Source organism: Streptomyces sp. NPDC031225, from assembly GCF_055570355.1.
In genome coordinates, this window is sequence record NZ_JBVIHJ010000020.1 from 125,539 (window position 1) to 138,513 (window position 12,975).

At 70.1% G+C, this 12,975-nt stretch carries 14 protein-coding genes; 8 read left to right on the top strand and 6 right to left on the bottom strand.

The window, feature by feature from the left end; all coding sequences use genetic code 11:
• Positions 1-87: 87 nt before the first annotated feature.
• Positions 88-975: an alpha/beta fold hydrolase gene (locus ACZ48Z_RS30580; protein WP_468739112.1), complete on the top strand. Its 888-nt coding sequence runs from the start codon at positions 88-90 to the stop codon at positions 973-975.
• Positions 976-1,026: 51 nt separating this feature from the next.
• Here the strand turns inward: ACZ48Z_RS30580 and ACZ48Z_RS30585 are convergent, their stop codons facing one another.
• Complete coding sequence (locus ACZ48Z_RS30585) at positions 1,027-1,917, bottom strand: NYN domain-containing protein (RefSeq protein WP_468739113.1); 891 nt, start codon at positions 1,915-1,917, stop codon at positions 1,027-1,029.
• 195 nt (positions 1,918-2,112) lie between these two features.
• On the opposite strand from ACZ48Z_RS30585, the gene ACZ48Z_RS30590 reads away from it, so the two are divergent.
• Positions 2,113-2,265, top strand: a complete 153-nt coding sequence (locus ACZ48Z_RS30590) for a hypothetical protein (RefSeq protein WP_020136747.1) — start codon at positions 2,113-2,115, stop codon at positions 2,263-2,265.
• 100 nt (positions 2,266-2,365) lie between these two features.
• Here the strand turns inward: ACZ48Z_RS30590 and ACZ48Z_RS30595 are convergent, their stop codons facing one another.
• From ACZ48Z_RS30595 to ACZ48Z_RS30605, 3 genes are all read right to left on the bottom strand, one after another.
• Positions 2,366-2,971, bottom strand: coding sequence for a MarC family protein (locus ACZ48Z_RS30595; RefSeq protein WP_389095586.1), 606 nt, complete (start codon positions 2,969-2,971; stop codon positions 2,366-2,368).
• 51 nt (positions 2,972-3,022) lie between these two features.
• Positions 3,023-3,880 carry a PHP domain-containing protein gene (locus ACZ48Z_RS30600; RefSeq protein WP_468739114.1) on the bottom strand — a complete coding sequence of 286 codons (858 nt, stop codon included), beginning with the start codon at positions 3,878-3,880 and terminating at the stop codon, positions 3,023-3,025.
• Between the two features lie 232 nt (positions 3,881-4,112).
• Complete coding sequence (locus ACZ48Z_RS30605; RefSeq protein WP_468739115.1) at positions 4,113-4,754, bottom strand: DUF6758 family protein; 642 nt, start codon at positions 4,752-4,754, stop codon at positions 4,113-4,115.
• Between the two features lie 183 nt (positions 4,755-4,937).
• Between ACZ48Z_RS30605 and ACZ48Z_RS30610 the strand changes: the two genes are divergently transcribed.
• On the top strand, positions 4,938-6,161 hold the full coding sequence (locus tag ACZ48Z_RS30610) for an MFS transporter (protein ID WP_468739116.1): 1,224 nt from the start codon (positions 4,938-4,940) through the stop codon (positions 6,159-6,161).
• 41 nt (positions 6,162-6,202) lie between these two features.
• Here the strand turns inward: ACZ48Z_RS30610 and ACZ48Z_RS30615 are convergent, their stop codons facing one another.
• Complete coding sequence (locus tag ACZ48Z_RS30615) at positions 6,203-6,787, bottom strand: suppressor of fused domain protein (RefSeq protein WP_468739117.1); 585 nt, start codon at positions 6,785-6,787, stop codon at positions 6,203-6,205.
• Between the two features lie 501 nt (positions 6,788-7,288).
• On the opposite strand from ACZ48Z_RS30615, the gene ACZ48Z_RS30620 reads away from it, so the two are divergent.
• Positions 7,289-8,407 (top strand): magnesium and cobalt transport protein CorA, encoded by a 1,119-nt coding sequence (locus ACZ48Z_RS30620; protein WP_468739118.1) that lies wholly within the window; start codon positions 7,289-7,291, stop codon positions 8,405-8,407.
• A gap of 10 nt (positions 8,408-8,417) precedes the next feature.
• A complete protein-coding gene (locus tag ACZ48Z_RS30625; protein ID WP_468739119.1) occupies positions 8,418-8,930 on the top strand; it encodes a hypothetical protein in 513 nt (170 codons plus the stop codon).
• Here the strand turns inward: ACZ48Z_RS30625 and ACZ48Z_RS30630 are convergent.
• Positions 8,927-9,679 carry a hypothetical protein gene (locus ACZ48Z_RS30630; protein ID WP_468739120.1) on the bottom strand — a complete coding sequence of 251 codons (753 nt, stop codon included), beginning with the start codon at positions 9,677-9,679 and terminating at the stop codon, positions 8,927-8,929. The two genes, ACZ48Z_RS30625 and ACZ48Z_RS30630, sit on opposite strands and share 4 nt — an antisense overlap.
• A gap of 202 nt (positions 9,680-9,881) precedes the next feature.
• Between ACZ48Z_RS30630 and ACZ48Z_RS30635 the strand changes: the two genes are divergently transcribed.
• Genes ACZ48Z_RS30635 through ACZ48Z_RS30645 form a run of 3 tightly spaced genes read left to right on the top strand, consistent with a single transcriptional unit; the run spans position 9,882 to position 12,925 of the window.
• Positions 9,882-11,159, top strand: a complete 1,278-nt coding sequence (locus ACZ48Z_RS30635; protein WP_468739121.1) for a magnesium transporter MgtE N-terminal domain-containing protein — start codon at positions 9,882-9,884, stop codon at positions 11,157-11,159.
• A complete protein-coding gene (locus ACZ48Z_RS30640; RefSeq protein WP_468739122.1) occupies positions 11,149-11,748 on the top strand; it encodes a DUF1003 domain-containing protein in 600 nt (199 codons plus the stop codon). Before ACZ48Z_RS30635 ends, ACZ48Z_RS30640 begins: the two co-directional genes overlap by 11 nt.
• A 43-nt stretch (positions 11,749-11,791) precedes the next feature.
• On the top strand, positions 11,792-12,925 hold the full coding sequence (locus ACZ48Z_RS30645) for an Mrp/NBP35 family ATP-binding protein (protein WP_468739123.1): 1,134 nt from the start codon (positions 11,792-11,794) through the stop codon (positions 12,923-12,925).
• Positions 12,926-12,975: the final 50 nt, after the last annotated feature.

Below are 12,975 nucleotides of genomic sequence, written 5' to 3' on the forward strand. Positions count from 1 at the left end.
TTCCCGTCTCGCTCGGTCCGCCGCCCGCGGTCACTCCCGCCTCCGGCCCACCGTCCGTCTCACTCCCCCGCCCGATACCCTCACCCCGTGAGCATCCGAGCCGTCTTCGCCCTGCCTCCCGGCGCCCGCGCGTACGCCCTGCGCACCGCGCGCGGTGAGTTCGCGGTCGTGGATTCCGATGTGGGGCCCGGTGTCGCCCGGAAGGGCACCGTGTTGATGGTGCCCGGGTTCACGGGGAGCAAGGAGGACTTCACGCTGCTCCATGGGCCGTTGACGGCACGCGGGTACCGTGTCGTGGCCGTGGACGGGCGCGGGCAGTTCGAGTCGGACGGGCCTGAGACGGACGAATCCGCTTACGAGCGGGGCGAGTTGGCGCGGGACGTACTCGCCCAGGTCGCGGCGGTCGGCGGCCCCGTGCACCTGGTCGGCCACTCCCTCGGCGGCCAGATCTCGCGTGCGGCCGTACTGCTCGACCACTCGTCCTTTCTGTCCTTCACCCTCGTCTCCTCGGGCCCCGCGCAGATCTCCGACTCCCAGCAGCAGCGCGTGAAGCTGCTCCGGGACGCGCTCGGTGTGATGACGATGGCCGAGGTGTGGTCCGCGATCCTGGCGATGGGACCGCCGGAGGAGGTGGGCGGCCCCGCGCAGGGCATCGGGGACGTCGAGCAGCTCCGGCGCCGTTGGCTGGGCAACAAGCCCGCCCAACTCCTCGCGACAGGGCGCCAGTTGTGCACGGAACCGGACCGGGTCGCCGAGCTTGCCGCGGTCCCGCTGCCGTTCCACGTCCTCTCGGGTTCCCAGGACGACACCTGGCCGGTGAACCTCCTCGACGACATGGCCCTGCGGCTCCGGGCGCGCCGCACCGTGATCCCGGACGCCGACCACTCCCCCAACGCCGACCAGCCCCTCCCCACGGCCCGAGCCCTGGCCGACTTCTGGGACAGCACCGTCGACGGCGTCAGCCCCCGCCCCTGAGCGTCAGCACTCGCGGCACCCACCACACCGACCGCTCCCGCGGAGCGCCCGTCAGTACTGCCCCTGCAAGTGCTCCCAGAACCCGTCCCGCAGCGCCCGCCGCAGATCGGACTGGCCGCGCAGGGAGTACTGGAGAAGCCCCTCCGCCTCCACGAGCAGGTCCTGGTCCACCGAGCCCGGCAGATACGGATGTCCCGGCAGCAGTTCCTGAAGGGACGCCCTTCCCCGCTCCGCAAGCCACTTCGCGGCGATCTGCGCACCCACGAAACGGACGCCCTCGCGGGTGGGCCGGGTGGCCGTCGCCTCGAAGGCGGTCGCCCGCCGTGAGACGTACGGCTTGAAGAAGTCGAGGTCGAGGGTGCGCTGGCTGTCGACCTCCCACAGCAGGGGCTCCGCCTGGTTACGCCCCTCGGGTGCCTCGATGCCCCAGAGATGGACGCGGGCGCCGTACCCCTGGGCCGCCTCGACCGCCGAGACCAGGTCCTCGTCGCCGCCGAGGAGTGCCGCGTCGCTGATGGCACGGTGGCGGGCCAGGGACTCCAGGTCGCTACGGATCAGCGAATCGACGCCCTTCTGCTGGTTGTTGGCGTTGAGGTTGCCCAACCGGACCTTGACGTCCGGGAGTTCGGCGATTGACTGCTGCTCCGACGTGTGGATACGGCGTCTCGCGCCGTCGTACCAGTAGACCCTCAGCAGTCTGCTGTCCGCGAAGATGGTGCGGGCGCGGTCGATGAGGGCCTCGATCAGGCCCTCGGCGTCGAGGTCGAAGGCGCGCCGGTCCTCGGTGCCGGCGACGAGTCGTCCCGCGGCCGCGTAGAGGTATCCCGCGTCGACGAAGATCGCATGCGTCGAGGGGGTCTTCGCCACCTCGGCGAGCATGCGCTGGAGCAGCTCGTTGGTGCGGTCGATGCGGGCGCTCAGGGGCGCGAGGTCGTCGTTCATCGCCTCCATTGTCCCGGCGGTCACGCTGCGAACACAACCGGTCCCAAGGAGTCTCCGATGGATCACTTACCGGTCAGTAGTTAGTCGTTCGAAAAATTTCTTTAGCGTAGGGAATGTTTGTAACACGCACCCCGTTGACTACATACGTACGCAGCAATTCTCCGCAGGAGGATGACCAGACGAAGGGAGAAGCCTGTGCGCTTCGAAATCATGCGACTCGACGACGTCGACGGTACGCCCGTGGACAGCACCGTCGTGGACGCCGCCTCCGTCAACCGGATCGTTCAGCAGGCCGCCGCCATCGGGCAGCGGCTGTGGATCCGTCCGGCCGACACCACGGCCTCGTAACACCGACGCGGATCACCGCAGACAGCTTCAGAGCCCCCGCCCAGGCACCGACGCCGGGCGGGGGCTCTGCGCATGTCCAGGCAGATTCCCCCCGAAGGCCTCAGCTCGCCCGGATCACCTGGGTCACCCCGTTGATGATCTGCTGCACGGCGATCGCGGAGAGCATCATGCCCGCGAGCCTGGTCACCAGCACCACGCCGCCGTCCTTGATGACCCGGATGATCAGCAGCGAGTACCGCATCACCAGCCACAGCACGACATGGATGGCGAGGATCGCCGTCCACACCGACACCTGCGAGGCGAGGCCGTCCGCCTTCTGCACGGCGAGGATCACCGAGACGATCGCTCCGGGACCGGCCAGCAGCGGCATGCCCAGTGGTACGAGCGCCACGTTGACGTCCTTGGTCTGCTGCGGCTCGTCGGTCTTGCCGGTGAGCAGGTCGAGCGCGATCAGCAGGAGCAGCAGCCCGCCCGCGATCATCAGCGCGGGCACGGAGACGTGCAGGTAGTCGAGGATCTGGTGGCCGAGGAGCCCGAACACGGTGATGACACCGCCCGCCACACAGACGGCCTGGAAGGCCATCCGTTTCTGCACCTTGCCGGGCCTGCCGGCGGTGAGCGCGAGGAAGATCGGGGTGATCCCGGGGGGATCCATGATCACGAACAGGGTGAGGAAGAGCGAGCCGAAGACGGCGACGTCGAACATGGGGAGCCTTGCGGAAAGGAGCGGAAAAGGAACGGGAGGCGGGAGCGAGGCTCAGATTCCGCCGGTTCCCGGAACGGGGAACGCGCCCGTCGCCCGGCGCGTGATCTCGCCGTACACCTCGGGATCCGTCGTGTACTCGCCGAGGGCGACCGTCTTGCGGCTGCCGTGGTAGTCGCTGGACCCGGTGGTCAGCAGCCCCAGGTCCGCGGCGAGCCCGCGCAGCCGTACGCGCGTCTGTTCGTCGTGGTCCATGTGGTCGATCTCGATGCCGTCGAGTCCGGCGGCGGCCATCTCGGCGATCGCGGACTCCGGGACCGTGTGGCCGCGCTTGCTCGCGCCCGGGTGGGCGAACACGGTGACCCCGCCGGCGCCCTTGACCAGGCGGATCGCCTCGAAGGGGTCGGTCTCGTGCTTCGCCATGTGCGCGCGGCCGCCGTCGGCCAGCCAGTCGGTGGTGAACGCGGCGTCCACGGTCGGCACGACACCCAGTTCGACGAGCGCGGTGGCGACATGCGGCCGCCCGACGGACCCGTCCCCGGCGATCCGCGCCACCTGTTCCCAGGTGACCGGAACGCCCAGCTCCTGGAGCCGGGCGACCATTCCACGGGCCCGGGGCACCCGGTCGTCCCGCACCAGTTCCCGCTCGGCGAGCAGCGCCGGCTCCTCGGGATCGAAGAGGTAGGCCAGCATGTGCATGGACACCCCGCCGACACGGCAGGACAGCTCGGCCCCGGTGACCAGCGTCAGTCCCGCGGGCAACGCGGCCAGAGCCTCGCGGTGTCCGCGGGTCGTGTCGTGATCGGTGAGGGCGACGACGTCCAGCCCGGCAGCGGCGGCGTTCCGCACCAGCTCGGCGGGCGTGTCGGTCCCGTCGGAGGCGGTGGAGTGGGTGTGCAGATCGATACGCACGCGGACTCCAGACAGGGACGGAACAGAAGGGAACGCCCAAGGATAACCGGCTTTCCCACTACTCCGGTCACACCCCAACCCCGCGAGCACCCCCTACTCAGGGACGCGGAACCGCATCCGACAGCGGCCGCGCCGCGGGGCCGAACCGCATCCGACAGCGGCTGCACCGCCGGGCGCGACCGGGCCCCGACGAACCCGCGGCCACCGCCATCCGAAAGCCACCCCGTGGGCGCTACGGCTTCAGCAAGCGCGGCGACAACGCCCCGCAGGGCACCAGCTCCACCTCGGCCCCGGCGTCCCGCAGATCCGTCAGCACCAGTTCGTCGTACATAAGCAGCCCGGACTGCTCGGGCCACACCACGGCCCAGAGCCACAGCCCCAGGGCCTCCCCGGCGAACACCGCCCGGTCGTCCGGCGCTCCCGCGACATGCCACAACGGCGTCGGCCGGCCCGCGGCCAGCACCTTCGCCTGCGGCGGCTTCTCGACACTCATGTACGGCCCGGGGTCCGGCCCGTCGATCCCCGCGTACCGCGCCCCGAGCCCGACCCCGAGTTCCTCGGCCACCAGGATCAGCTCGCCGACGCCCCCGAGCGGGCCGGGTCCCGTGCACGCCACGGCCGTAGCGCGACCGCCGCTGCGGTCGTCACCCGCGCAGACCACGCCCGTGAACAGCCAGCCGACCGGCAGCGGCCACGGCATCCACACCGGCACCTGGGTGCGGTGCACCACGACATCGAGGGCCTCGACGCTGGGCGGGATCGCGGGCTGCAGCGGATGCACCGTCCCGTGCACGTCGCACTGCCAGGAATCGGCGAAGAGTCCGGGAGCCCTGACCCGGCCACCACACTTCGGGCAACTGGGTTCGCCCCTCATAGGGCCCCACGGTCCTACCCTCACCGCGCCACGTCAAGGACGATCACCCGTCCGGAGGGAAGCGGTTCACTCCCGGTCCCGGCGGGCCGCACCGGACAGAAGTAGATGTAGCTTGCATTCATTAGCCGCTCTAACTTACTATGTGCATATACCAACTATCTCCGTGAGGAGTGGAGGAAGACCATGGACCCCTTTGATGCGGGAGCCGGCGGCATCCTGCGCCAGCCGAAGGCCGTGTGGGCGACGGCGGGTGCTTCCGTCGTCGCCTTCATGGGCATCGGACTCGTGGACCCGATCCTGCCGTCGATCGCGAAGGGCCTGGACGCCACGGCCAGCCAGGTCTCCCTGCTGTTCACCTCCTACTTCCTGATCACCGCGATCGCGATGCTGGTCACCGGCTTCGTCTCCAGCCGTATCGGCGGCAAGAAGACCCTGCTGCTGGGCCTCGCCCTCGTCGTGCTCTTCGCAGGGCTCGCGGGCACCTCGGGCTCGGTCGCCGAGCTGGTCGGGTTCCGGGCCGGCTGGGGCCTCGGCAACGCCCTCTTCGTCTCCACCGCCCTCGCCGTCATCGTCGGCGCGGCGGCCGGCGGCAGCGCGGCGGCGATCCTGCTGTACGAGTCCGCCCTCGGCCTCGGCATGGCGTGCGGCCCGCTCCTGGGCGCCCTGCTCGGTGACGCCAGCTGGCGTTACCCGTTCTTCGGCACGGCGTTCCTGATGGCGATCGGCTTCCTGTGCGTCACGGTGTTCCTGAAGGAGCAGCCGAAGCCGGCCCGCAAGACGTCACTGCTCGACCCGATCAAGGCGCTCGGCCACGGCGGCCTGGCCTCGGCCGCGGCCTCGTCGTTCTTCTACAACTACACGTTCTTCACCGTGCTGGCCTTCACCCCGTTCGTGCTGGACATGACCCCGTACAAGTCGGGTGCCGTGTTCTTCGCCTGGGGTGTACTGCTCGCCGTCTTCTCGGTGTTCGCGGCCCCGCGACTGCAGGAACGGTTCGGTTCGCTGAAGGTGCTCGGCGGCTCGCTGGTGCTGCTCGCGGCCGACGTGCTCGTCCTCGGCTACGGCAACCACACCACGGCCATCGTCTGCACGATCCTGTCCGGCGCCTTCATCGGCGTGAACAACACGGTGTACACGGAGCTGGCGCTCGGCGTCTCGGACGCCCCGCGGCCCGTGGCGAGCGCCGGCTACAACTTCGTGCGCTGGTTCGCCGCCGCGGCGGCGCCCTTCTTCGCCCCGAAGATCGAGGAGTGGAGCAACATCCACATCCCGTTCGTGGTGGCGGCGGTGACCGCGGTGCTGGGCGCGCTCGTGGTCGTCGTACGGCGCAAGGCGCTCACCCACGAGGCGGAGGAACTGGAGCCGCGGCACGCGACCGAGGACAGCGTCGCCGTCTTCGCCAACTGACGCCTTCCGGCCACCGGTTGGTGAGCTTGCTCACCCGGCGGTCACTCCAGCGGGACGGATTTCCGGGACGGATCCCGGAGGTCCGTCCCGTTCGTCAGCCAGCGCTCCTGGAGGGCCTGGGCGCCGTGCACCCGCTTCCAGGCGGCCTCGTTGGGCGTCATGGGCAGCAGCGGCAGGAAACGGACCGGGTCGAGGGGCTCGTCGAGCTCCAGGTCCTCGACGAGTCCGCCCGGCTCGGCGACCAGGACCGAGGTGAACGGGGCGCCGGGCCACAGCGGTTCACCCACGTCGAGCGAGGCACCGGGGGCCACGATCACGCCCTCGACCTGCGGGGACGCGGCAAGCACGGCGAGCGGACGGAGCACCTTGTCGGTGTCGGCGCGCCCTGCCCGTACGGAGATGACCAGTTCGGCGCGCGGTCCCTGCACCGGGTCGGCGAGCATGGAGGCCGGGTCGCCCATCGGCTGGGCGGACATGCCGAGCGTGGCGTAGCGGACGACGTCCCCGTCGGTGAAGCGGAGCACCTCGACGCGGTCCGTGCCCAGAAAGGTGACCGCCGCGCGCGCGTCCGGCTCGCCCAGCGCGCCGCGCAACCGGGCCTCGACCAGAGGAAGAACATCAGCCATGCGGCGAGCATAGAACTCGTCACCACCGGGCAAAGCAGCGCCTTGACACTTCGGCCTGCTGCTAGTCTGGCCCGGTCGTCGGGGCAGCACGTAGAAACGTCGCGCATCGAGTCCCGACGCCTAGTGAGACTCCCTTACGGGAATGGATCGTCCCTCACGGGGGACCGGCCGGAGGAGGTGGGGCTGTCATGGATCGAAGTCGACCTGGTAGTACCACTCGTTCTTCCGGCCGCTGATGCAGCCTCTGTGACGTTCGGCAACCGCCGCCTCTCACGTTCGCGTCTTCGTGCGGAAGAGCACTTCGTTTCGTTTTTCCTGATCTGTCTGATCTGAAGCAGTAGCTGCAGCAGTACCTGAATCAGTGACGAAGTTCGCCACCGCGATGGTGCGGTGCTCCCCGCTTTGCGGACGTGCCAAACACACGAATTTGCGGACGTCCCCATTCCGGGTAGTTCCACCCGTCGCAGGTGCCCTTTGTCGCCCGTCACGAAGGAGCCTGCCATGTCGATGATCCGTGACCTGCGTGCCGCAGTACGCCCGTCGCGTCCCTCGCTGCGCAAGGACACCGGTGCGTACGACGCGACGCGCGACCCCTCGACACCCTCCGCCGTCGTCGACTGCGCGGTCTACCGCGACGGCCGTCGCGTGGTCACGCCGGCCCCGCTGAGTCCGCACGAGGCGATGCGCCAGGTGCGCCGCGACGGCGGGTTCGTGTGGATCGGTCTGCACGAGCCGAGCGAGGCCGAATTCTCCGGTATCGCGGGCGAGTTCGGACTCCACCCGCTCGCCGTCGAGGACGCCGTCCAGGCCCACCAGCGGCCCAAGCTGGAGCGCTACGACGACTCCCTGTTCACCGTCTTCAAGACCATCCACTACGTCGAGCACGACGAACTCACCGCCAACAGCGAGATCGTCGAGACCGGCGAGGTCATGTGCTTCACCGGCCGGGACTTCTTCATCACCGTCCGGCACGGCGGCCAGGGTTCACTGAGGGCGCTCAGGCACCGCCTCCAGGACGACCCCGAACTCCTCGCCAAGGGCCCCTCGGCGGTGCTGCACTCGATCGCCGACCATGTCGTCGACGGCTATGTCGCGGTCGCCGACGCGGTGCAGGACGACATCGACGAGGTGGAGACCGAGGTGTTCACGCCGGGCCGCGGCGGCAAGGTCTCACGCGGTGTCGACTCGGCGCGGATCTACCAACTCAAGCGTGAGGTACTGGAGTTCAAGCGGGCCGTCGCGCCGCTGCTGCGCCCCATGCAGCTGCTCAGCGAGCGGCCGATGCGGCTCGTGGACCCCGACATCCAGAAGTACTTCCGGGACGTCGCCGACCACCTCGCCCGCGTCCAGGAACAGGTCCTGGGCTTCGACGAGCTGCTCAACTCGATCCTCCAGGCCAACCTCGCGCAGGCGTCCGTCGCGCAGAACGAGGACATGCGGAAGATCACGTCCTGGGCCGCGATCGTCGCCGTACCGACGATGGTGTGCGGTGTCTACGGCATGAACTTCGACTACATGCCCGAGACCCACTGGAAGCTCGGCTACCCCGTGATCATGGCGATCACCGGGGTCATCTGCCTGGGCATCCACCGCACGCTCAAGCGCAACGGCTGGCTCTAGAGTGGCCGCCATGACAAGCGAGCTGCTGGACCGGGCCCTCGTCGAGGAGGCCACCAAGAAGTCCGGCCTCATCTGGGTCAAGGGGCCGGACGGCCCGGCCCGCGCCCTGTGGCACGTCTGGCACGACGGCGCGGCCTGTCTGGTCGGCGACGGGCCCGGCGAGCAGCCGCTCCCGGGGCTGGCCGACGCGGGCCCGGCCGAGGTGACCGTCCGCAGCAAGGACAAGGGAGGCCGGCTGGTCTCCTGGGCGGCGAGGGTCGTGGAACTCGCTCCCGGCTCCGAGGCGTGGCAGGCGGCCGTCGCCGAACTCAAGGGGAAGCGGCTCAACGCCCCCGACGGCGAGGCGATGACGGACCGCTGGTCCCGCGAGTGCCGGGTGCTGCGCCTGGAGCCGACCGGGGTCACGGCACCGCTGCCCGACGGTGACCTGGCCGAACCGCCGCTGCCGACACCGGCGACCACGCGTGAGCCGGTCCCCGCGGGTCTTCCGCGACTGCTGGTGAAGCGCCGCAAACGCGGCTAGGACGTCGGCAGTTGCCTGCCGTAGTCCACCGTCTCGTCCTTCTTCGGCTCGGTCAGGGCGAAGTTCTTGCCCCAGGCCGAGAAGGTCAGCGTGCCCGCGCCGCCCGCCCGTACCAGGCGCAGGGGGTACGGCTGACCCTCCAGCGAGACGTCCAGCGTGCCCCCGTCGCCCTCGGAGCCGGTAATCCGGATCGTGCGGGTACCCGCCTGTTCGTGGTGACCGTCGGTGCCCAGGGTGCCGTGAAGGGTCAGAAGCCCGTCGAGGAGAACGTCCTTGTCCGTGAAACCGCTGAACTTCTTGTACGCCGGGTCGCCCGACGGCACCTTCACGTACTTGCCGTCCAGCTTGTCCGCCGCCGCGTCCGGGTCCGAACCGTCGCCCTTGCCGTCCTCCTGCGTCCAGAAGCCCGCGTCGGCCTTCAGATACAGCTCCTCACCGATCCGCAGCAGTTGGAAGGTGTCCCCCTCCGCGGTGACCGATCCGGAGCCGCCGTCGGACTTCAGGCGCATGTCGAGCTTGTACGTACGCCCGCTGGTCACCACGTTCCCGGAAAGGCGCAGCGCGTCGGCGGACCCGGCGGCCGCCCGCGTCCTGGACTGGATCTGCGCGGCGGGCAGCTTGCCGACGCCGTTGGTGCCGGCGTCGGGGTCCTCGCTGCAGCCCGTCAGCCCCGTCCCCGTCACGATCAGGGCGCACACCCCGCCCACCAGCACGGCCCTGCGGGTACGGCCCTGGGGAATCGCAGTCACAGAGGGGGCTGCCTTTCTGACGAGGGTCCTTCAGCGGCGTACGGCAGCGTACCGGGGCCCGGGACCCCGGGCGGAGCCAGCCCGTCCAGACCGCCCACCAGGGCGTATCCGATCGGTACGGGCTAGCCTGAAGCCCTCCCGAGCGGGCAATCCGGACAACGACCGACGAACGAAACACCCCGTACGCAAAGGAAGCACAGCCATGGCAGCGGGAGCCCCCCGGATCTTCGTCTCGCACCTCGCCGGCGTCGCCGTCTTCGACCCCAACGGCGACCAGGTCGGCCGCGTACGCGACCTGGTCGTCGTGCTGCGCGTCGGGCGCCGGCCCCCGCGCGTGCTCGGCCTTGTCGTCGAACTGTCCACCCGGCGCCGCATCTTCCTGCCCATGACCCGGGTGACGAGCATCGAGTCCGGCCAGGTCATCAGCACCGGCGTGCTCAACGTCCGCCGCTTCGAGCAACGGCCCACCGAGCGCCTGGTCTTCGGCGAGCTCCTGGACCGGCGGGTCACCCTCGTGGAGACCGACGAACAGGTCACCGTCCTCGACGTGGCGGTGCAGCAGCTGCCGGCCCGCCGCGACTGGGAGATCCACCGCGTCTTCGTCCGCAAGGGCGGCAAGGGCGGGGCCTTCCGGCGCAAGGGAGAGGCGCTGACCGTCGAGTGGTCCGCGGTCACCGGCTTCACCCTGGAGGAGCAGGGACAGGGCGCCGAGAGCCTCCTGGCCACCTTCGAGCAGCTGCGCGCCGCCGACCTCGCCAACGTCCTGCACCACCTCTCCCCCAAGCGGCGCGCGGAGGTGGCCGCGGCGCTCGACGACGACCGGCTGGCCGACGTACTGGAGGAGCTCCCCGAGGACGACCAGATCGAGATCCTCGGCAAACTGAAGGCGGATCGGGCCGCCGACGTCCTGGAGGCCATGGACCCGGACGACGCGGCCGACCTGCTCTCCGAGCTCCCCACGGAGGAGCAGGAGCGGCTGCTGAGCCTGATGCAGCCCGGCGACGCGGCCGACATGCGGCGCCTGCTGGCCTACGAGGAGCACACGGCCGGCGGTCTGATGACGACGGAGCCGATCGTCCTGCGGCCGGACGCCACGGTCGCCGAGGCGCTCGCCCGCGTCCGCAACGCCGACCTGTCCCCCGCCCTCGCCGCCCAGGTCTACGTGTGCCGCCCGCCCGACGAGACCCCGACCGGCAAATACCTCGGCACCGTCCACTTCCAGCGCCTGCTGCGCGACCCGCCGTACACCCTGGTCAGCTCACTCGTCGACGACGACCTGCAGGCCCTGGACCCGGACGCGGCCCTGCCGGTCGTCGCCGGGTTCTTCGCGACGTACGACATGGTCGCGGCACCCGTGGTCGACGAGGCGGGGTCGCTGCTCGGCGCGGTGACGGTGGACGACGTACTGGACCACATGCTGCCGGAGGACTGGCGGGAGACGGAGTTCGACGCGGAGGGTGTGGCCCACCATGACGCCTGAGCGCGAGACCCCGAACCGCGAGCGCACCCCTTCCGGCGCCACCGCGGCCACCCGCCCGCGTGCCCGCCTCGACCAGCCCCGCCCGCCGCGCCGCCGGCTGCTGCCCGAGTGGGACCCGGAGGCGTTCGGGCGGCTGTCGGAGCGCATCGCGCGGTTCCTGGGCACCGGGCGGTTCATCGTCTGGATGACGGTCGTCATCATCGTGTGGGTGCTGTGGAACATCTTCGCGCCCGTCGACCTGCGCTTCGACCACTACCCGTTCATCTTCCTCACGCTGATGCTGTCCCTCCAGGCCTCCTACGCCGCCCCGCTGATCCTGCTCGCGCAGAACCGGCAGGACGACCGGGACCGGGTCAACCTCGAACAGGACCGCAAGCAGAACGAGCGGTCGATCGCGGACACCGAGTACCTGACCCGCGAGATCGCCGCGCTCCGCATCGGTCTCGGGGAGGTCGCGACCCGCGACTGGATGCGTTCGGAGCTCCAGGATCTGATGAAGGAGCTGGAGGCGCGGCAGCACGACGGGCATGTCGTATTCCCGGCAGAACGCCCGAATCGGCCGTCGGGACGTGACGTAGAAGACCGTTGAGAGCCGTACAGGGGTCGGTGCGCAGCCCCGTACCATCGTCGGTATGGCTAGCGAAGACGCGGTGCGCGCGGCATTGGCGACGGTGAACGACCCCGAGATCAACCGCCCCATCACGGAACTCGGGATGGTCAAGTCGGTCGGGATCGGCGCGGACGGAGCGGTCGCGGTCGCCGTCTACCTGACGGTTTCCGGCTGTCCCATGCGCGAGACGATCACGCAACGCGTGACCGACGCGGTCTCGGCCGTCGAGGGCGTCACCCGCGTCGACGTCACGCTTGACGTGATGAGCGACGAGCAGCGCAAGGAGCTGGCGACCGCGCTGCGCGGCGGCCAGACCGAGCGCGAGGTCCCCTTCGCCAAGCCGGGCTCGCTCACGCGCGTGTACGCGGTCGCCTCCGGCAAGGGCGGTGTCGGCAAGTCGTCGGTCACGGTCAACCTGGCGGCGGCGATGGCGGCCGACGGCCTCAAGGTGGGCGTGGTCGACGCCGACATCTACGGCCACTCGGTGCCGCGCATGCTGGGTGCCGACGGCCGTCCGACGCAGGTCGAGAACATGATCATGCCGCCGTCGGCACACGGCGTGAAGGTCATCTCGATCGGCATGTTCACACCGGGCAACGCGCCGGTGGTGTGGCGTGGCCCGATGCTCCACCGTGCCCTCCAGCAGTTCCTGGCGGACGTGTACTGGGGTGACCTGGACGTCCTGCTCCTGGACCTTCCCCCGGGCACCGGCGACATCGCGATCTCGGTGGCCCAACTGGTCCCGAACGCGGAGATCCTGGTGGTGACAACCCCGCAGCAGGCCGCCGCGGAGGTCGCCGAGCGCGCGGGCTCCATCGCCGTCCAGACCCACCAGAAGATCGTCGGCGTCGTCGAGAACATGGCCGGCCTGCCCTGCCCGCACTGCGGCGAGATGGTCGACGTCTTCGGCACGGGCGGCGGCCAGTCGGTCGCCGACGGCCTGACCCGCACGACCGGTGCGGCGGTCCCGGTCCTCGGCTCCATCCCGATCGACGTCCGCCTCCGCGAGGGCGGCGACGAGGGCAAGCCGGTCGTCCTGACCGACCCCGACTCCCCGGCGGGCGCGGCCCTACGGGGCATCGCGGGGAAGCTCGGGGGGCGGCAGCGGGGGCTTTCGGGGCTGTCCTTGGGGATCACCCCGAAGAACAAGTTCTGAGACGCACCTTGGTAAGACACACGTGAAAAGAGGCATTCCACGGGACAGGT